The sequence below is a fragment of the Saliphagus sp. GCM10025334 genome (genome assembly GCF_042663485.1).
Taxonomy (GTDB): Archaea; Halobacteriota; Halobacteria; order Halobacteriales; family Natrialbaceae; genus Natronosalvus.
Genome location: NZ_JBHTAF010000004.1, coordinates 198,914 through 217,301, shown reverse-complemented (window position 1 = coordinate 217,301; position 18,388 = coordinate 198,914). Strand labels below are relative to the sequence as shown.

The window sequence follows — 18,388 nt, the reverse complement described above, 5'->3', positions numbered from 1 at the left end:
CGGAAAACGACCGAGGCCGGTACATCTATGTAGCTCCCTGACTCAGTCTCATATGACAGGCGCTAGCACAGGTGCGTTCGCGAATCGATGCGTCTGCTGTGAGCAAAACACCTATCCGACACCGAGTCGGAGTCAGGAACATCCCCGTCTACCCCAAACCATGAACGAAGTGCAACTGGAGGTCGCGAAAGCGTACCCGAACGACTCGGACACCTTGCTTCACCTGAAGCTGAGTCCGGGCGACATCATCGAGATCGAAGGGTCGGAGACGACCGCTGCGAAGGTCTGGCGTGCGGACCGACAGGACTGGAACACGGACACCGTCCGGATCGACGGGTTCACGCGCCAGAACGCCGACGTCGGCATCGGCGAGCGCGTCACGATCCGGAAGGCCGAGGCCACGAAGGCGAACACGCTCGTGCTCGCTCCCCCCGAAGAAGCTTCCGTCCAGTTCGGCTCCGATGCCGCCGGCATGGTGAAACGCCAGATCCTCAAGCGGCCGGTCGTCGGCCACGATATCGTTCCCGTGATGAGCTCGACGAACCATCCGTTCATGCGCTCGCCGGGCCAGGCGATTCCGCTGATCGCCGTCGAAACCGACCCCGAAGGCGTCGTCCTCATCACCGAGGACACCGACGTCGAACTCCGCGAGGAGCCGATTTCGGGCTTCGAGAAGACCGGCGGCGGGATCACCTACGAGGACATCGGTGGCCTCCAGAACGAGATCCAGCGCGTCCGCGAGATGGTCGAACTGCCGATGAAACACCCCCAGATCTTCAAGAAACTGGGAATCGAGCCCCCGCAAGGGGTGCTCCTGCACGGCCCGCCGGGGACGGGCAAGACGCTGCTCGCGAAGGCCGTCGCCAACGAGACCTCCGCCAGTTTCTTCTCCATCGCCGGCCCCGAGATCATCTCGAAGTACTACGGCGAGTCCGAACAACAGCTCCGTGAAATCTTCGAGGACGCCAGCGAGGAGTCCCCCGCGATCATTTTCATCGACGAACTCGACTCCATCGCCCCCAAACGCGAGGACGTCACCGGCGAGGTCGAACGCCGCGTCGTCGCCCAGTTGCTGACCATGATGGACGGCCTCGAGGCTCGCGGCCAGGTGATCGTCATCGCCGCAACCAACCGCGTCGACAGCGTCGACCCCGCCCTCCGTCGACCCGGCCGATTCGACCGCGAGATCGAGATCGGCGTCCCGGACGAGGTGGGCCGCGAGGAGATCCTCCAGATTCACACCCGCGGAATGCCCCTCTCCGACGACGTCAACCTCTCGCATCTGGCCGACGAGACCCACGGCTTCGTCGGCGCGGACATCGAGAGTCTGACCAAAGAATCCGCGATGAAGGCCCTGCGGCGGTACCTCCCCGAGATCGATCTCGACGAGGAGGACATCCCACCGAGTTTGATCGACCGGATGATCGTCAAGCGCGAGGACTTCCGCGGCGCCCTCGCCGAAGTCGAACCGTCGGCGATGCGAGAAGTCCTCGTCGAGTTGCCGAAGGTTAGCTGGGACGACGTCGGCGGTCTCGACGAAGCGAAAGACCAGGTCAAGGAGTCCGTCGAGTGGCCCCTGCGCGAGCCACAGAAGTTCGAGCGGATGGGCATCGACCCGCCCGCGGGCGTCTTGCTGTACGGGCCGCCGGGCACCGGAAAGACGCTCATGGCGAAGGCCGTCGCCAACGAGACCAACGCCAACTTCATCTCCGTGCGCGGCCCGCAGTTGCTCAGCAAGTGGGTCGGCGAGTCCGAGAAGGCCATCCGTCAGACCTTCCGGAAGGCCCGGCAGGTCTCCCCGACGGTGATCTTCTTCGACGAGCTCGACTCGCTCGCTCCCGGCCGCGGTGGCGAAGTCGGGTCGAACGTCTCCGAACGAGTCGTCAACCAGCTACTGACCGAACTCGACGGCCTCGAGGAGATGGAGGACGTGATGGTGATCGGCGCGACGAACCGCCCCGACATGATCGACCCCGCCCTCCTCCGTTCGGGTCGCTTCGACCGACTGGTCATGCTCGGCGAACCAAACACGGAGGGGCGCGAACGCATCCTCGAGATCCACACCGACGACACCCCCCTGGCTGCGGACGTCAGCCTGCGCGAAATCGCCGAGATCACGGAGGGGTACGTCGGCAGCGACCTCGAGTCGATCGGTCGAGAGGCCGCGATCGAAGCCCTTCGCGAGGACGATGACGCCGATCTCGTCGAGATGCGTCACTTCCGGCAGGCGATGGAGAACGTTCGCCCGACGATCACGGAAGACATCCTCGAGTACTACGACCAGATCGAACAGCAGTTCAAGGGCGGCGCGAACCGGGTCGAACCCGGAACGGGTCGCCGGGGCAGTCGTATCGGGTTCCAGTAACGGACGATCGTACGGCCGGCGTAATTCGGATGCCCGCCGGTCGTAATCGGTTCTTTCTCGCGGGCATCGAATCGACTCGGGCCGGTAATCACGACTTACACGAGTGAACTGAACCGATTCCACTGAAACGCAGTATCCGATATTTACGCGTCCGCGGTGAAGGGATTGGCGATCAGGTAACCAATGCCAGGGCCTCGAGCGACACAGAACAGTCGCCTCGCAACCGACCAGGAAGCGCCCGGAGAAGCCGGTTCCACGCCCGAACAGGAAGGCGAGCGCAGATCCACGACCGAGAGTTTCATCGAGCGCCTCCGCGTCGCGAGTTTCTGGACGGCAATCGTACTGCCGATCGCGTACCTGCCGATACTGGCCATCGGTTCAGACGGGACACGAACGGGGTTGTTCGTCGCCCTGCTTGCCGTCCACCTGGTGGCGCTCTACGCGGGCCACGCGCACGAACTCGAGCGGTAGTTCGCACTGGCAGTTTCAAACGATAGTTTGGGCTGGCAATTTGCTCCGCTTTCGTCGGCCACCGTCCACTCTGCGTTGACCCCGGTTCCCGAGAATGTCCACCTACCACAAAAGTCATGGTAACCGACTCGAATTCTCTCTATCATGGTCAATATCGATCCAACGGCCCTCGGACTCGAGTTCGGTGGTGGTGCAGCCATCGGCGCTCTCATGGGCTTCGCCGCGAAGAAAATCGCGAAACTCATCGCCGTCATCATCGGCGTCCAGCTCGTCATCTTCCGGTACCTCGAATCACAGGGCATCCTCATCGTCGACTGGAACGCGCTGTCAAACGGACTGATCAAAACCTCAGAACACGCGGACCCGACCTACCTCGAGTCGTTCATCTCGACGATGTCCGTCGGGGCTGGCTTCACGGCCGGCTTCCTGATCGGATTCCGTCGCGGATAACTGTTCTTTCCAATTTCGCGCTTCGAATTGTCGCTACCGCGTGCTCAACTCTCCCTTGTCGCTGACGATCTGCGTTTCGGCCTCGCCGCTCGTGTTCTCGTTGACGACGTCGTAGAAGTCGTTCTGCAACCCCGCCGGGAACGTGATGACGCCAATCCAGGAGCCGTCGGGTTGCCACTCCTCGCGCTCGAGGTCGCCGTACTGACGGATCTTCGCCTGGGCGCTCCCGGCGTACTCCGGGGGAATCTGGACGGCGATGGTGATCTCTTCGAACCGGATCGGGATGACGGGACGGAGGGCGTCGAGGGCGTCGTCGACCTGCTCGCTCGCCGGTTCCATCGGATCGACCGTGAATCCGGCCTCCTCGAGGGCGTTCTCGATCCGCTCGGGGGGATGGGGCGCGTCGTCCATCTGTGGGTTGATGGCGTTTCGCGCGATGGTCGTGATCAGTTCCCTTCGCTTCTGTTCTTGCATCTCGCGGCGCTGATCGGCCGTGATCTGGATCTCTCCACGTTTGATGACTTCGGGGATGATCTCGAGGGGGTCCGTGGTGTCGAACACGTCCTCGAGGTCGTTCTCGGCCGGCCGGTCGCCCGTCGAGGCGTTGTCGAAGACGTCCTCCGCGGCGATGACGTCCTCGAGGTCGCCGTCGAACTCGCCGCGTTTGATCGCCAGTGCTGCGTCCGGGTCGACAAGCACTTCGAAGCGCGCGCCGTGTGACTCGAGTCGCGCGGTGACTGCCTCGTCGAGCGATATCATACCTGATGATATCCGCGGATGTTACAAGAGTGTTTCCCGTCGGGCGGTGACGGTGGATTCGTCGGCAGTGGTTGCAGTCGCAGTTGCGGTTGTGGTCGCGCTCGCAGTTGCAATCGCGATGCGAAGATTACTCGTCGGTCTCGTCTTCGTCCTCGCCTTCGTCGAGCAGTTCGTTCTCCACGAGGTACTCCTCGATGCGGTCGTCGTCGAACTGGACGAACGACTCCGTCTCGGCGTCGATCGTCGCCAGCCCCACCTCGGTGGGGAGGAGGGAGTCGTCGTTGACTGACGCGAGCGCCTCGAGCGCGAGCGCGACGCCGCTGTCGAGGTCTGCCTCCTCGTCGTAGTTGTCCTCGAGGAAGCCCTGGAGTTCGCCGCGTTCGGCACCGACGGCGAGAGCTTTCCACTCGTAGGGCGTTCCCGACGGGTCGGTCTCGAAGAGGCGGGGTTCGCCGTTCTCGATACCGCCGACGATGAGCGCGACACCGAACGGGCGGGCGCCGCCGACCTGGGTGTACTGCTGGATGTGGTCGGTGATCTCTTTGGTCAGGCTCTCGACGCCGATGGGTTCGCCGTAGCGGAGGTGGTTGACCTGCGCGCGCCGCCGGGCGAAGTCGATCAGCTGACGGGCGTCGGCGACGTGGCCGGCGCTCGCGATGCCGATGTGGTCGTCGGCCTTGTGGATCTTCTCGACGCTCGAGTCCTCGAGCAGCGGCGACGGGATCCGCTTGTCGACGGCCAGGACGACGCCGCCAGCCGTTCGGATGCCGATGCTCGCGGTGCCACGTTTGACCGCCTCGCGAGCGTACTCTACCTGGTAGAGTCGGCCGTCTGGCGAGAAGATCGTGATGCCGCGGTCGTACGCCTGCTGTTGGGCTTGTCCCTGCATAGTATCACGTTAACGTTAGATCGGAATCGAGGGGTGTCGTGGTGACGGTCGCGTCATCGAGTCGCGGTGAAACGGCGTCGGCACCGATTCCATTGGGCCGGGTGACTGCTCCCCGATAACCGCTATCGGCACCAGTCATCGCCACAGGATGGAAACGACGCTCGTTCGCCCGACGACTCGGTCAGCGATGTCGAACACGACGAATCTCTCTACCCGACCTTACCGGCGGCGTCCTAAATAGTTTTCTTCCTCCGGCCTCGCTTACCGCGGTCCGGGGGTGTATTCGTCTCGGGTATCCGTCCCGAGTATCCGTCTCGAGCGGCCGTCACGGAGGGTGGGAGTCTCGCGAATGGAGGGGCCGGACGTCGGGCTCGAAAACCAGGGATCTCGTCGACGAGCGGCCCGTCACAGGTGCGACTCGGCCCCCCGAATCGTCCCGCTCACCCCCCGAACGACCAGACCCAGCGGCGCGTCGTCGACGCTGTGGACGCAGGCGACCGCGGCTCGAGCGCGCTCGACCTCGCCGTGGCGGACACGGATGATCGCCTCCCCGCTCCCTGTATCGGCGTCGAATCGAAACCGGACCACCGCCAGGTCGGCGTCCGCACTCCCCGGGTCGCCGAGGAGGTTCTGGCCGGCGTACCAGACCTCCCGCTGGAAGGCTCGCCGACCGATGGAGACGTCGGGCCGGGTCTCGAGGGCGACGGCGAGGTACCGCCAGCGCGGACGGAGGTGTTTTGGGAGGTGTTTCATGGGCGGGTACAGCGGCTCACGACTCCTTTTTCTCGGCACGCTCGGCGACCAAGACGCCGACCTGGTCGTGAACGCGCTCGACGGCCGTCAACGAGAAGCCAGCGTCGGTGAACGCGTCTGCCAGCGTACCGACCGTCGCCGGGTCGTCGACCGATGGGTCGTAGAACGGCTCGCTCGGGTCCGGTTCGCCGAAGAACATCACGTCCCCGAGGACGAATCGTCGGGGCTCGAGGGTGGCGATGACGTCGATCGCCTCGCGTTTCTCGTCGTCTGCGAGGTGGTGCATGGCGAAATTCGAGGTGACGATATCGACGGAGACGCTGTCGACGTCGGGTTCGCGGAAGGTTCCGTAGTCGAAGGAGACGTTCTCGAGGCCGCGTTCCTCGACTTTCGCGCCCGCTTCGTCCATCATGCCTTCACTGATGTCCCGGCCGATCACAGCCTCGGCGTCGGAGGCGAGTGCGAGGGCGATGGCTCCGGTTCCGGCGCCGAGGTCGAGGACCGTCTCGTCGGATTCGGGGGCCGCGTGTTCGATAACCAGATTCGCGCACGCGCGATACTCCTCGCTGCTCGAGTCGTCGTACTCACTCGCCTTCTCGTCGAATCGAGCCGCGTGATCCGCCACGCTTCGTTTCATATCGTCCACGTTCGACCCCCGGTTCAATGAACGAATCGGACTGGATCCGTCGGTTGCGCGCCGCCAGTCGTCCCCACTCCGCGAGGCCGTCGACGATCCACTCGCGGTCGAAGCCGAGTTCGACGCCGAGCGCGCAGAGTTCTCTCGGCGCCCGTACCTCGAGTGGCCCCTCGGGATCACCACTGACGACGTACGGCGCGTCGTAGTAGTCCACGATCTCCCGGAGTTTGCGAAGCGACTGGATGGCCCGAACCCGGCGACCGCCCGTGGTTCGGAGAACGTCCCCGAAGGAGAAATCGAGGCGAACGCCGTTGGCCGCGGCGGCTTTCGCCAGGACGTGGTTGACGTCGCCGGAGCCGTCCATTGGATGGGCGAGCACGTCGACTTTGTCCGTTTCGACGGCGAACCGATTGAGCGCGTTCGTGCTGCCGTGGATCGCCAGGACCGTGTACTGCGGTCGGTAGTTCCCCACCGAACCGCTAGCCTGGTGCGGGTCGTCGGCCCGAATTTCGATGCCGTCGACGACGTCGATGCCGTGCTCGTCAGCCAAGTCCTGGGCGTCGAACTCGAGTCTCGAGTCGTCGTGATTTCGAACGACCACGCCCTCGAAGCCGTAGCTTGCGGCGGTTTCGACGACGCGGGAGACGGCCTCGGCGTCCGTCTCGACCCCATCGGCGTCGGCGTTCACGCGAACGGCCTCGTACATACGCGTCTCGAGGGACGGTGGTGACTTGTGGTTTGCGACCGTATACGTGGAGAATTGCCACCGATGAGAACAGCCCCAGATAACCGACGTGGCCGGACGCGGGGCTCGAGCATTGCGAGAGCCCCGCGTTTCAACGGAAACGCATGCGTTTCCGAGCATCGTGAACGCGTTGCGTTCGCTCAACGGGGAAAGGCAGGCGCCACACCGAGTTGCACCGCGAGTGAACGCAGTGAGCGAGCGGACCGACGACTGATGTGAAGGTGAGCGTGCTCACCGAACGGAAGGAGGAGTGTTTTTGGTCCAGCTTTTGCCGAGGGACGCTTCGCTGACGGCTTCGCCGCCAGCGAAGCAAGACCGCAGCGCAAAAGGTGGGTGCTCTAGTTCAGAATGCTCTGAGCGACCGTCGCGAGCTGGCCGTTGTTGGCCTCGTCGAGGCGGTCGTCACCGATCTTGAGGCGCAGTCGCGGACGACCGACGTCGATCGGGACTTTCTCGGTGTCGATCAGGCCCATGTCCTCGAGCTTGGTCTTCGTTCGGCTGAACGTCGCCTTGCTGGCGATGCCGACGTCCTCGCCCCACTTGCTGATGTCGTAGAGCAGGGCCTCGTTCTTCGCGGCCACGAGCAGCGAGATGGTCACTTCGTCCAGGCCGTCGCCGTCGCCGCGGGCGGTCTCGAGCGAGTTGAGGATCGCCGTGAAGTCCTCCTCGGCCTCGGGACTGATCTCGTCGGTGAGCGTCTCGCGGACGCGCGTGATCGGCGGCGTCCGGAGGTTGAAGTCGTTGGCTTCCTCCCAGCGACCGGCGTAGGTGTCGAACGCGGCCTCGACGAACTCCTCGTCCTCGGTGACGAGGCCGCCGACGCGGTCGCCCGCGTGGACGACGGCGACGACGCTGTCCTCGGTAATGAGAAGGGAGTTTTCGGGTGCTTGCTCGAGGGTTCGCAGCTCGAGGGCGCCGTCGGCGATGAGGTCGGCGGCGTTCGAGGCGACGATGAAGTCGTCCATGACGTCCTTGAGCGTGCGGTCGTCCGCGAGCATGTGGACGGTCGGGAGATCGCCGTCGAAGGCCGTTGCGACGGTGACGAACTCGTCGATGGCGTCCCAGGACGGGTTGATCATGTATACGTCGCCTGTCGTCTCCTCGAGAACTGACTCGAGGATATCGTCAATCTGGTGATTGAGTAAATTCGATGCCATGCGTATACACAAGTAATTGATCGCCAACTACTTAATATTGTTGGCCCCAATTCCGCCAAACCTTGTGGTTAACGCCCAGATGAGGTGATTTTTGTCGCTTTTCTCGGCATTTCTCCCGATCGGCCGAGAGTTTAGCTAGCAAACCGCATTCAGAAAGCCATCCGGCAACAACCCGTCCTGCGCTCCGCCCCTCAGTGACGGATAGAGACATATCCATGCTAGATAGTCACACAATAGCAACAGTTAACTCCCCTGAATGCCATTCCTGTTGTCGTATGGGTGTCACGGATACGCGACCGTGGGGACGAGACCAAGGAGCCTTCGAACAGCCGGTCCGAGAGTACGAGACGACGACCGACACGTCCAGCCGGATCAGCACTTACGGAGGCCCCTGATCGCCGAACTCGCCGGCGAGTTCGGTCGACCAGTAGACGTCACCGTCGTAGATGACCGCGACGTTCGATTCCGCGAGAAACGCCGCTAATTCTGCTCGGTCGAGCGTAAACGTCGCTGGCGACCCACAGAGGTAGCTGTAGTCGTTGTCGGCCGCGTGCGGGAAGTAGTAGAGGCCGTTGACCCGCGTGGAGTAACACTCGAGTTCGAGCAGGTACCGGCCGTCCTCGAGTCGGTCGATGGTCGCCGTCGTCGGCAACTCGAGGTTGCCGCCCGTCAGCGCGTGCGTGCCGTCGCCGACGACGGCGTAGTCTTTGCCCATCATGATTCGCCGGCGCGCGAGTCCCATCGCGCGCTCGAAGCTAAAGCCGTGGACGAGGAGTTTCGCGAACGTTGCGCCGACTTTCAGTGCGTGGTCGTTGAGTACCTGCGTGAACGTCACCGCTCCCGCGACGCTCCCACGCTCGATGAGCTCCATTCCCTCGTAGTAGGAGCCACAGGCGTTCAGGAAGAACGTCTCGACGCGACACTGTTCGAGGCTCGAGACCGAGAGCGATCCGTCGGGACACCGGAATCCGCCGGTCTCGCAGTGGCCGATGTAGTGGACGAACGCGTGGTCGTCCTCGAGCAGTCGCGCGAGCGCGTCGGTCGTGAGGTGTTCCTCGACGCGAACGTCGAGGGAGAGTTCCTCCGCTCGCTGTTGATAGATTTCAGCAACCCGTTCGCGTTCACCGGCCATTTCGGGATCGTTCAGGACGACGCGAATCGACGTCGACTCGGTGTCGCGCTCGAGGAACCGGAGGCGGTTCCGGTACGCGCCGACGGTCGATTTGAAGACGTCGATGGGGACGCCGTCTGCGAGCCAGCCGTGGACGCGTCCACCGCGGAGTTCCGGTTTGACGATGTTGACAGAGGCGACCTTCCCGGTTCCTGACGACCCGCTGCGGTAGAAGTCGGTGAGCGAACGTTCGACCAGTTCTCGCCCCTCGAGCGTCGACGTCCTGGGCGTGAAGATCAGGCTAAGGCGGTCGAGCAGGTAGGGCATCGCTTCGACGCTCGCGGCGTTCGGCTCGACGTACGTCGAGAGGTGCCACTCCGGCAGGCGATGTTTGACCGCGGCGTACGGAACGTCGAGATACGTCGACAATCGCTCCTGGGGCGTCGCGTGGTACAGTCGCTCCGCGTCGAGGTCGAGGACGTCGAGCAGGCTCGATTCGGCGAGCGTAGTGCCGTAGGGGCCGGCGTTGCGAACGAGACAGTCCAGGAAGAACCACTGCCGCAGGCACTGTTCGACGTCCCGCTCGAGGTCGGGCATCGGCGCGAGTTCGTGTTCGCGGGCGACCGACGGGAGGCGAATGCGTGGTGTCGCGTCGGGTTCGGTCCTGACCGTCGCCTGCAGGTAGTACGCGAGTGGCGCCGTCACGAACAGCGTGTCGTAACACGGCGGGACGACGAGTTCGATGTCGGACTGGGACGCCTGCTCGAGGACGTCATCGGGTGCCGAAAACGTGGGGCCGGTCTCGAGCAACGGCGGATGACCGCGGAGTGTCGGGTACGTCCGATCGGGTGAGTCGGTCTTGATCGACGACGAGAGCGCGGAGAGGCCGCGAGCGAATCCGGCGGGCGTATCGGGTATCGTGATCGTCTCGGCCGGCAGTTCGTGACGGCTCCGGAAGCCCAGGATGGTTCGCGTGCGCTCGGGGAAGGAGACGACCAGCGAGGAATAGTCCGGTGCGCGCTGGACGACCGCCTCCCCCGAGAACCGGAGGTAGGTCTTGATGCCCGTGTCGATGTCGAGGACGTACTCGCCGGGCGGGAGCGTCATCGAGTGTTGATCCGGCTCGAGGTGGAATCGTTCGTCGCGGCCGAGCGAGAACGCGTAGACGACGGCGTGGGGGAATCGGAAAGCGGTCGCCGTCACCGCGACCGTGTCGTCGACCGGCCGTGAGATGTCCGGGCCGGGGCCTTCGACGTCGAGTCCGATTCCCTGCACGCGGAGTTCGGCGTTGTCCGCGTCGACCACTCGCAGGTGGGTGTCGTCGGCTACCTCCCACTCTATCATTCGGTTTGATGAATCTTCGCCCGAGAAGTTAGTTGTATCGCCGTACTAGTTGTATAGTTTATGTATTCGGCGTCGCCGCCCGGTAGCACGCTTTCGAGGCACGGCCCTCGAGATCGGTTGCGGCCCACGTTGCCGGGGAAAGGTACACTTATACAGCGTCCGGGCGCCACTGGAAATATGGACCACGACCACGTCCGAGGGGTCGACCCCGCCGTCGCCGACGCGCTCGAAGGTGAGATCGAACGACAGCAGGACACGCTGTCGATGATCGCCAGCGAGAACCACGTCAGCCGCGCCGTTCTCGACGCCCAGGGGAGCGCGCTCACGAACAAGTACGCCGAGGGCTACCCCGGCGCACGCTACTACGGCGGCTGTCGGTACGCCGACGAGGTCGAACAGCTCGCCATCGACCGCGCGACGGAACTCTTCGGCGCCGAGCACGTCAACGTCCAGCCCCACTCGGGCACGCAGGCCAATCAGGCCGTTTACTTCGCGATGCTCGAGCCCGGTGACAAGATCCTCTCGCTCGACCTGACCCACGGCGGCCACCTAAGTCACGGCCACCCGGCGAACTTCACCGGCCAGCTCTACGAGGTCGAGCAGTACGAGGTCGATCCCGAAACGGGGTACCTCGATTACGACGGCCTCGCCGACCACGCCGCCGAGTTCGAACCGGACGTCATCGTCTCGGGGTACTCCGCGTATCCGCGCGAGGTCGAGTGGGAACGCATCCAGGACGTCGCCGAGGAAGTCGACGCGCTCCACCTCGCCGACATCGCCCACATCACGGGACTCGTGGCCGCGGGCGTCCACTCCTCGCCCGTCGGCATCGCGGACTTCGTGACCGGCTCGACCCACAAGACGATTCGTTCCGGACGGGGCGGCATCGTCATGACGAGCGAGGAGTACGCCGACGACGTCGATTCCGCCGTGTTCCCCGGCGGCCAGGGCGGCCCGCTCATGCACAATATCGCCGGCAAGGCCGTCGGCTTCGGCGAGGCGCTCGAGCCCGAGTTCGAGACCTACGCCGAACGGACGGTCGCCAATGCGAAGGCCCTCGGCGAGACACTCGCCGACCACGGCTTCTCGCTCGTTTCGGGCGGCACGGACAACCACCTCGTGCTCGTAGACCTCCGAGAGTCCCACCCCGATACGACCGGTGGCGACGCCGAAGAGGCGCTCGAGGATGCCGGCATCGTCCTCAACGCGAACACCGTCCCCGGCGAGACCCGCTCGGCGTTCAACCCGAGTGGCATCCGGGCGGGGACCCCGGCGCTGACGACCCGTGGCTTCGACGAGGACGACCTGCGGACCGTCGGCGACCTCATCGCGCGCGTGATCGATTCGCCTGACGACGAGGACGTGATCGCCGACGTGAGCGAGTCGGTCGACGAACTCTGTGCGGCGAACCCGCTCTACGAGTAGGTCGCCGGAGGAGAGGAGGGCGTCCGAGGAAGCCACGTTTTGTCAATTCGTACTGGGTCCTCGAGAGGGGGCGATCGGACGTATTTTTGGCTCCGTAACTCGAGAGAACTCACGGATTGATCTCACGGATCGATCTGTGAGACGAGTAGAAGGCAGGTGAAATGATTCGCGGTTCTGGCGACTCGACGATCAGCTCAGGATCGCGTTTTTGAAGCGGAGATACCCGACGCTGACTGGAACGATGATCCAGAGGGCCACGATGATCCACGCGAACCAATTTTCGAGGTAAAATGGGACGTCACCCGCGACACGACCAGCAGCGGTGAAATCGAGACCCTCCGCCCCTACAATCTCGATGAGGGTCAGCGCGATCGCAGTCAATGCCTGTCCGGGGCTTAGCCGAAGAACGAAGAGGTACCAGACAGGTAGTCCGTCGAATCCAGGCAAGCTTCCCTCGAGGACCCAGTACGTGCCCATCAGGACGAACTCCCACAGGAAGTCGAAGAGGACGAAGAACACCAGAACGCCCGCCAGTGCTTTCGCTCGAGAACTGACGCTTGCCGAAATACCTACGGCCACCGACACGTAGACAAGACCCATAACCAGCGAGAAGACCAGGAGGCCGAGGTAATCTGCAACGACGAAGCCGTCGTACAGCGCACCGATTACGACCGCGCCGACGAGGAAACCGATCAGGGTCGGAACTGCGACGACGCCGGCGCGCCCGATAACCTTCCCGAGAATCACGTCGCGACGGGTATTTGGGAGACCAAGAAGGAAGCGAATGCTCCCCGATTCGCGTTCGCTCACGATCGCCTGGTAGCCGACGACTAATCCGATGATCGGGATGAGCAAGCCGATCGGCGTAAAGAGGAAGTAAAGCGCCTCCGCGAACGTCGGCGTCGTCCCTTCGGCAAGCAGGTACGGGATCGCCGACACGCCGGCGACGAGCAGGACTAACAGGACGGTGAGCGCCCACAACATCATCGACCGACCGGCGTCGGCGAAGTCCTTGCTGGCGACGTGCATCCAGGTCATGCGTTGACCTCCGCCGAATTGGCGTTCTCGAGTCGGCCGGAATCCGACGTCGTGAGCACGGCGAACAGTTCCTCGAGCGACGGTTCCTTCGAGGTGATGTCGGTGATCTTCACCCCTCGTTCCTCGACGGCGTTGATGATGGCCGCTTTCTGGTCCGAGTCCCGCAGGCTGACGACGATGTCGGTTCCCGAGACCCGTACGTCCGAGACGCCCGCCATGGAATGAAGGGAGGAGAGGATTCCGTCCGGCACCGTATCGACGGTGAGGACGAGCCGTGATTCGGCGTCGAACTGATCTTTCAACGTTTCGATCGTATCCTCGGCGACGAGCTGACCGTCGCGCATAATCCCGACTCGATCACAGATCGCTTCCACCTGTTCCATGATGTGACTCGAGAAGAACACCGTCGCCCCGCGGTCGACTTCCTCGAGGATGATCTGGCGCATCTCCCGGGCGCCGTTCGGATCGAGTCCCGACGAGGGTTCGTCGAGAATGAGGAGGTCGGGCTCACCGACGAGCGCCATCGCGAGGGCCACGCGCTGTTTCATCCCGGTCGAAAAGCCACCCGCCTTCCGGTCAGCGGCGTCCTCGAGTCCGACTCGCTCGAGTAGTACGTCAGGGTCGTCACTCGCGCCTTTCGTGTCGATCGCGAACTGGACGTGCTTTCGCGCGGTCAACCGGTCGTACATGCCGAAATCTTCCGGGAGGACCCCAGTCGCCTGTCGGATAGCGAGCGATTCGTCCACGATGTCGTGACCAAGAACCGTCGCGGTTCCGGATGTCGGCGGGGTGAACCCGAGGAGCATGTTGATCGTCGTCGACTTCCCGGCGCCGTTCGGACCGAGAAAGCCGTACACTTCACCTCTCCTGACCTCGAGGTCGAGCTCGTTCACGGCCGTGACGTCGCCGAATCGTCGTGTGAGCGAATTTATTTGAATTGCGACCATAGTATCGTCAGTGTCTAAACAAAGTACATGGACAAATAGTTTTAGCTATCGATCGCTGAATTTCACTTCAGATACCGTGGTTACCGTTTCATCCCCCCTCCCCCCATCCCCCATCCTCCCGTCCTCTTTTGGAAGCAGTCTCGAGTTCGTTCGGTCTGGGAGTGTTTCTACCGTCTTCGCCTTTCAATCCGTCGAGCAAACGGTACCGTCGTCAGTATCTCGAACGAAAAAAGGGAACGGGCCGACTCGTGGAATCGCATACGCCCCTGGTCGCTCTGACCGTCCACTCCTCGGCTGTCGAAGCACCAAGACGTTTGTACACGCTCGTTGAACCGTCTTCGAGTGAACAGTCTCGAGATCGGTCTCAGGTTGCTCGCCGGGGCTGGATTGATTCTGGTGAACGCCTACTTCGTCGCCACCGAGTTCGCGCTCACTCGCGTCAGGCAGTATCCTGAGTCGGAGTTCGACACACCGGGGCTTCGACGGGCGTGGGAGATGACGGAGGACCTCGAGTTCTACTTGACGACCTGTCAGATATGGATTTCGGGGACCAGTATCGCGCTCGGAATCGTCGCCGAACCGGGCCTGGCGGCCATCTTCGAACCCGTCTTCCAGAACTCGTTTCTCGCGTCCGTCGGCGCCGGTTCCCTGCTGGCGTTCTTCATCATCAACATGATCCACCTCACCCACGGCGAGCAGACGCCGACCTACCTCGGCGTCGAACGCTCGAAACAGGTCGCACGGTACGGAGCCGGGCCACTGTACTGGTTCGCGTGGGTGATCTCCCCGCTGATCGCCGTCGGCGACAGGACGGCGAAGGCGACGCTCAAACTCTTCGGGGTGGAGATGACCGGTGCCTGGCTCGAGGCCGAAACCGAGCGAATCGAGACGCGCGCCGAACTCCACCGGGAACTCGGCTCCGTCCTCGAACGTGGCGAACTGTCCAGGGAACGCCGAGAGGAGGTCTTCAACGCCCTCGCCGTCGACGAACTGCGGGTGAGCGACGTCATGACCGACCGAGGGGACATCGTCTTCCTCTCGACGGACGTCTCGGTCGCCGAGAACCTCGAGCGGATGGGATCGAGCCCACACACGCGATTCCCACTGGTCGAAGGGGACCTCGAGCGATACGTCGGGATCGTCTACGTGCCGACGGTCGTCGATCGGATCGATTCGCTTCGCTCGGGCGAAACCTCGTTCGAGGACATCTCCACGCCGCCGATGTCGCTCGCGCCCGACACGCCGGTGAGCGAGGCGATCGACGAGTTGCAGGCCGAAAACCAGGAACTGGGCCTCGTTCGGACGGTTGTCGGGGCCGATGAAGAGTCGGTCGAGGCCGGCGCATCCGCGGGCGACGAACGCGCGTCTCGAGAGAGCGACTCCGTCGGCGGCGGGAACGGTTCCGAGACGGACCAGCGGATCATCGGCCTGATGACCGCGACCGACGCCCTCGAGGCAATCGTCGGGGCGTTCGAGGATCCGCTCGAGACGGAAGAGTTCCAGGCCGGCGACCCAGATTCTTCGCGTAGACGCGAATCGAGACGTGAGTAGTGGCGCGAATAGCGTCGCTGGATTTGCGGTGGTCCGGTCGCTCTAGCGGTTCAGTCCGCCACACGCCGATAGCCGTTCTCGGACATCGGTAGCCGTTCGTCGGATCCCTGCAGCAATTCCCGGACATCGGTTAGTAGTTTTCGGACTTCAGTAGCCCTTCGTCGACGTCGATCCAGAACCGGTCTGGAAACGCCTCACAATTATGGCCGTCCCGGTCGAACTCCGCCCCATGTACGACTTCCTCCTCGTCCCGGTCGACGGGAGCGACGCGTCGACCGTCGCGCTCGAGTACGCCCTCGAAATCGCCGTCGACCACGACGCGACGGTCCACCTGTTGTACGTCGCGGACACGAACGAACCGAGTCTCGTTCGATACGAGGGCAACGTCGTCGACGTGCTCGAAGAGGAGGGCGAGGACGTGCTCGAGGACGCACGCGAACGGGCCGAGGCCCGCGGCGTCTCGACCGTCATGGACACGATACAGGGACAACCGCGGACGGTCATCACCGAGGTGGCCGCCGAGGACATTGTCGACCTGGTCGTGATGGGGACGAGCGGTGAACGCAGTCTGACCGAACACGTCCTCGGGAGCGTCACCGAACACGTCGTCAACGCCAGCGACAAGCCGGTTCTCGCGGTTCGATCGGCCGGCAACGCGAGCCAGCCGTACCCCTACGAAGACGTGCTCGTACCGACAGACGGCAGCGAACACGCGGAACGAGCCCTCGAGTTGGCGGGCGAGATCGCTCGAGAGCACGGTGCGACGCTCCACGTCCTCTCGGTCCTCGAAGACTCGCTGTTCGGCATCGGAACGGACTCGCCGGCCGAAACCGAGACGGCGTCGCGTGATCGCACTCGAGACGCGCTGGCTGAAACCGCCGAGACGATGCGAGCGACCGGCGTCGACGAGGTGACGACGGCGGTCGAATCGGGATCAGTCCCGCGAGAAATTCGCTCGTACGCGATCGAACACGGGATCGACCTGATCGCGATGGGGACGCACGGGCGGTCCGGGCTCGACCAACGCCTGCTCGGCTCCAGGACCGAGCGCGTGCTTCGGATCACGCCGGTTCCGGTGCTCACGACGTCACGACCGGGCTCGATCGACGGCCAGTAGACACAACAGGTACGTATCTGCAATCCGAACCGATCACCGACGATGAGTCTCCTCGAGAACCTCACGCTGGTGTTCGTCGCCGGATTCGTGACTGCTCTCGCGACCGGACTCGGGGCACTCCCGTTTTTCTTCTTCGACGAGATTAGCGACCGGCACAACGTCGTGCTCTGGGGACTCGCATCCGGGATCATGGTCTCGGCGTCGGTGTTCGGCCTCATCGAGGAGGGGCTGGCCGAGGGGACCGCCCTCGAGATCGCGGTCGGAATGGCGGTCGGCGTCGTCCTCGTCGTCATCGCTCACGACGTGCTCCTCGACGCGGATCTCGACCCTCGAGAGTACGAGGAAGCCGACTACAAAAAGCTCGTGCTCATCCTCGGCATCTTGACGGTACACAGCTTCCCGGAGGGAATCGCCGTCGGCGTCTCCTTCGCGGATCTCGGCCTCGAGGGCGGGTTCGGATTCCTGGGATTCACCGTTCCGCTGCTGGCGGTGTTCATGACGATCGCCATCTCTATCCACAACATCCCGGAGGGGACGGCGATTTCGATCCCGCTGAAGGCCATGGGCGTCGATCGCTGGAAGATGGTCTGGTGGGCCGTCTTCTCGAGTCTCCCCCAGCCAATCGGGGCCGTCATCGCCTTCGCGTTCGTCCAGGTAGCCCGGGACTTCCTCCCGTTCGGATTCGGGTTCGCCGCGGGTGCGATGATCTACCTCGTCGTGAGCGAATTCATCCCCGAGGCGCTCGACATCGGCTCGGCGTTGCCACGCGGCGGAAAACCGGAGCTCGCTGGCGGGATCGTTGCGGGGGTTCTGGTGATGTTGCCGCTGGCGTTCATCTAGCGGTGGTTCGTCGAACACGAACGCCGGGAGGGTTACTGGGCCGAGTATTTTATAGAATTGGGTAAATAATACACAACCATTCCTGATACGGGTAACGAGAACGAGCGAGCACGGCAGCCGCCTTCGGCTGGGACGTCGTCGTCTTCCACACGCTCTGGGGTCTCAACATTCTCCACGAGGAGAAGTCCCAGAACCTCAAGTTGAGCGCCGTCGGCAACCCGAACATGCCGATGCCGAACGCCCTCGCCGCGCTCCCCGGAATGGACTCGATGGCGACGAAGATGATGCAGAAGAAAATCGACGAGAACGGCACGGCCACCATCGAGGAACTCATCGACCTCTCGCTCGAGAGTGGGGTCGACCTCCAGGCTTGCCAGATCCTTCGAGCTGATGGACTACGACGAGGACGACTTCTACGATGGCGTGACGACCGGCGTCGGGGCCGCGACGGCGCTCCAGCACATGGCCGAGTCGGACATCCAGCCCCTGGTCTAACCATGTACGTGGCACCAGACGACGCACCCGATTCGTGGGCGACAGATCCGAGCCTTCGGGTTGTCGAAACCGTCGCCGAGGCCGATGGAATCGATCCAGAAGCCTGTTATCCACCGCTCAACGACGTCGTCGATCCGGCAGCTCTCGACCAGATCTTCCTAGAGACTGGACCAGCGGCACCGTTCAGGCAGGTGAGCTTCGAGTACCGTGGCTACGATGTTACCGTCCACTCCGATGATCGCGTCACGCTCGAGTGAGAACTTCGTTCTGTGACTGCATTCGTTCCGTGACTGC

The 18,388-nt window shown here is 63.4% G+C and carries 16 protein-coding genes and 2 pseudogenes; 9 read left to right on the top strand and 9 right to left on the bottom strand.

The genetic code is table 11. The annotated features are described in order from the left end of the window. The first annotated feature begins 160 nt into the window (after nt 1-160). The 3 genes from ACFQO4_RS16960 to ACFQO4_RS16950 all read left to right on the top strand — a co-directional run bounded on the left by ACFQO4_RS16960 (nt 161) and on the right by ACFQO4_RS16950 (nt 3,286). Entirely contained in the window at nt 161-2,365 is a 2,205-nt protein-coding gene (locus ACFQO4_RS16960) for a CDC48 family AAA ATPase (RefSeq protein ID WP_500262036.1), read from the top strand. A 183-nt stretch (nt 2,366-2,548) separates the two neighbouring features. Continuing rightward, on the top strand, nt 2,549-2,836 hold the full coding sequence (locus ACFQO4_RS16955; RefSeq protein WP_500262035.1) for a DUF8028 family protein: 288 nt from the start codon (nt 2,549-2,551) through the stop codon (nt 2,834-2,836). A 144-nt stretch (nt 2,837-2,980) separates the two neighbouring features. Further along, on the top strand, nt 2,981-3,286 hold the full coding sequence (locus ACFQO4_RS16950; protein WP_500262034.1) for an FUN14 domain-containing protein: 306 nt from the start codon (nt 2,981-2,983) through the stop codon (nt 3,284-3,286). 33 nt (nt 3,287-3,319) lie between these two features. Here the strand turns inward: ACFQO4_RS16950 and ACFQO4_RS16945 are convergent, their stop codons facing one another. The 7 genes and pseudogenes from ACFQO4_RS16945 to ACFQO4_RS16915 form a co-directional block, all read right to left on the bottom strand. After that, the gene (locus ACFQO4_RS16945) at nt 3,320-4,045 is read right to left on the bottom strand and encodes a ribosome assembly factor SBDS (protein ID WP_497901897.1); all 726 of its coding nucleotides are present in this window, start codon (nt 4,043-4,045) and stop codon (nt 3,320-3,322) included. 127 nt (nt 4,046-4,172) lie between these two features. Beyond that, the gene (gene psmA, locus ACFQO4_RS16940) at nt 4,173-4,934 is read right to left on the bottom strand and encodes an archaeal proteasome endopeptidase complex subunit alpha (RefSeq protein ID WP_500262033.1); all 762 of its coding nucleotides are present in this window, start codon (nt 4,932-4,934) and stop codon (nt 4,173-4,175) included. A gap of 411 nt (nt 4,935-5,345) precedes the next feature. Continuing rightward, nucleotides 5,346-5,687 (bottom strand): annotated as a pseudogene (locus ACFQO4_RS16935) (Rpp14/Pop5 family protein); the annotation flags it as partial. 16 nt (nt 5,688-5,703) lie between these two features. Beyond that, nucleotides 5,704-6,324 (bottom strand): class I SAM-dependent methyltransferase, encoded by a 621-nt coding sequence (locus tag ACFQO4_RS16930; protein WP_500262032.1) that lies wholly within the window; start codon nt 6,322-6,324, stop codon nt 5,704-5,706. Then, entirely contained in the window at nt 6,272-7,030 is a 759-nt protein-coding gene (locus tag ACFQO4_RS16925) for an RNase P subunit p30 family protein (RefSeq protein WP_500262031.1), read from the bottom strand. The genes ACFQO4_RS16930 and ACFQO4_RS16925 overlap by 53 nt, the downstream gene beginning before the upstream one ends. A 377-nt stretch (nt 7,031-7,407) precedes the next feature. Continuing rightward, nucleotides 7,408-8,226: a transcriptional regulator TbsP gene (tbsP, locus tag ACFQO4_RS16920; protein WP_500262030.1), complete on the bottom strand. Its 819-nt coding sequence runs from the start codon at nt 8,224-8,226 to the stop codon at nt 7,408-7,410. Between the two features lie 379 nt (nt 8,227-8,605). Beyond that, entirely contained in the window at nt 8,606-10,681 is a 2,076-nt protein-coding gene (locus ACFQO4_RS16915) for a hypothetical protein (protein ID WP_500262029.1), read from the bottom strand. 177 nt (nt 10,682-10,858) lie between these two features. Between ACFQO4_RS16915 and glyA the strand changes: the two genes are divergently transcribed. After that, entirely contained in the window at nt 10,859-12,106 is a 1,248-nt protein-coding gene (glyA, locus tag ACFQO4_RS16910; protein ID WP_500262028.1) for a serine hydroxymethyltransferase, read from the top strand. 189 nt (nt 12,107-12,295) lie between these two features. Here glyA and ACFQO4_RS16905 read toward each other — a convergent pair whose 3' ends face one another. Further along, nucleotides 12,296-13,144: an ABC transporter permease subunit gene (locus ACFQO4_RS16905; protein ID WP_500262027.1), complete on the bottom strand. Its 849-nt coding sequence runs from the start codon at nt 13,142-13,144 to the stop codon at nt 12,296-12,298. Next, the gene (locus tag ACFQO4_RS16900; protein WP_500262026.1) at nt 13,141-14,091 is read right to left on the bottom strand and encodes an ABC transporter ATP-binding protein; all 951 of its coding nucleotides are present in this window, start codon (nt 14,089-14,091) and stop codon (nt 13,141-13,143) included. The genes ACFQO4_RS16905 and ACFQO4_RS16900 overlap by 4 nt, the downstream gene beginning before the upstream one ends. Nucleotides 14,092-14,433: 342 nt before the next feature. On the opposite strand from ACFQO4_RS16900, the gene ACFQO4_RS16895 reads away from it, so the two are divergent. The 5 genes and pseudogenes from ACFQO4_RS16895 to ACFQO4_RS16875 all read left to right on the top strand — a co-directional run bounded on the left by ACFQO4_RS16895 (nt 14,434) and on the right by ACFQO4_RS16875 (nt 18,351). Beyond that, on the top strand, nt 14,434-15,642 hold the full coding sequence (locus tag ACFQO4_RS16895) for a CNNM domain-containing protein (RefSeq protein ID WP_500262025.1): 1,209 nt from the start codon (nt 14,434-14,436) through the stop codon (nt 15,640-15,642). A 229-nt stretch (nt 15,643-15,871) separates the two neighbouring features. After that, nucleotides 15,872-16,759 (top strand): universal stress protein, encoded by an 888-nt coding sequence (locus tag ACFQO4_RS16890; RefSeq protein WP_500262024.1) that lies wholly within the window; start codon nt 15,872-15,874, stop codon nt 16,757-16,759. Between the two features lie 42 nt (nt 16,760-16,801). Next, on the top strand, nt 16,802-17,599 hold the full coding sequence (locus ACFQO4_RS16885; RefSeq protein WP_500262023.1) for a ZIP family metal transporter: 798 nt from the start codon (nt 16,802-16,804) through the stop codon (nt 17,597-17,599). Nucleotides 17,600-17,703: 104 nt separating this feature from the next. Continuing rightward, nucleotides 17,704-18,094 (top strand): annotated as a pseudogene (locus ACFQO4_RS16880) (DsrE/DsrF/DrsH-like family protein); the annotation flags it as partial. A gap of 2 nt (nt 18,095-18,096) precedes the next feature. Continuing rightward, nucleotides 18,097-18,351 (top strand): HalOD1 output domain-containing protein, encoded by a 255-nt coding sequence (locus tag ACFQO4_RS16875; RefSeq protein WP_500262022.1) that lies wholly within the window; start codon nt 18,097-18,099, stop codon nt 18,349-18,351. The last annotated feature ends 37 nt before the right edge of the window (nt 18,352-18,388 follow it).

Bases quoted from the DNA above. Each gene is read 5' to 3' on its own strand.
- ACFQO4_RS16930 (WP_500262032.1), bottom strand. From the start codon at position 6,324: ATGAAACGAAGCGTGGCGGATCACGCGGCTCGATTCGACGAGAAGGCG.
- ACFQO4_RS16890 (WP_500262024.1), top strand. From the start codon at position 15,872: ATGTACGACTTCCTCCTCGTCCCGGTCGACGGGAGCGACGCGTCGACC.
- ACFQO4_RS16915 (WP_500262029.1), bottom strand. From the start codon at position 10,681: ATGATAGAGTGGGAGGTAGCCGACGACACCCACCTGCGAGTGGTCGAC.
- ACFQO4_RS16905 (WP_500262027.1), bottom strand. From the start codon at position 13,144: ATGACCTGGATGCACGTCGCCAGCAAGGACTTCGCCGACGCCGGTCGG.
- ACFQO4_RS16950 (WP_500262034.1), top strand. From the start codon at position 2,981: ATGGTCAATATCGATCCAACGGCCCTCGGACTCGAGTTCGGTGGTGGT.
- ACFQO4_RS16900 (WP_500262026.1), bottom strand. From the start codon at position 14,091: ATGGTCGCAATTCAAATAAATTCGCTCACACGACGATTCGGCGACGTC.
- glyA (WP_500262028.1), top strand. From the start codon at position 10,859: ATGGACCACGACCACGTCCGAGGGGTCGACCCCGCCGTCGCCGACGCG.
- ACFQO4_RS16875 (WP_500262022.1), top strand. From the start codon at position 18,097: ATGTACGTGGCACCAGACGACGCACCCGATTCGTGGGCGACAGATCCG.
- ACFQO4_RS16945 (WP_497901897.1), bottom strand. From the start codon at position 4,045: ATGATATCGCTCGACGAGGCAGTCACCGCGCGACTCGAGTCACACGGC.
- ACFQO4_RS16885 (WP_500262023.1), top strand. From the start codon at position 16,802: ATGAGTCTCCTCGAGAACCTCACGCTGGTGTTCGTCGCCGGATTCGTG.
- tbsP (WP_500262030.1), bottom strand. From the start codon at position 8,226: ATGGCATCGAATTTACTCAATCACCAGATTGACGATATCCTCGAGTCA.
- ACFQO4_RS16955 (WP_500262035.1), top strand. From the start codon at position 2,549: ATGCCAGGGCCTCGAGCGACACAGAACAGTCGCCTCGCAACCGACCAG.
- ACFQO4_RS16960 (WP_500262036.1), top strand. From the start codon at position 161: ATGAACGAAGTGCAACTGGAGGTCGCGAAAGCGTACCCGAACGACTCG.
- psmA (WP_500262033.1), bottom strand. From the start codon at position 4,934: ATGCAGGGACAAGCCCAACAGCAGGCGTACGACCGCGGCATCACGATC.
- ACFQO4_RS16925 (WP_500262031.1), bottom strand. From the start codon at position 7,030: ATGTACGAGGCCGTTCGCGTGAACGCCGACGCCGATGGGGTCGAGACG.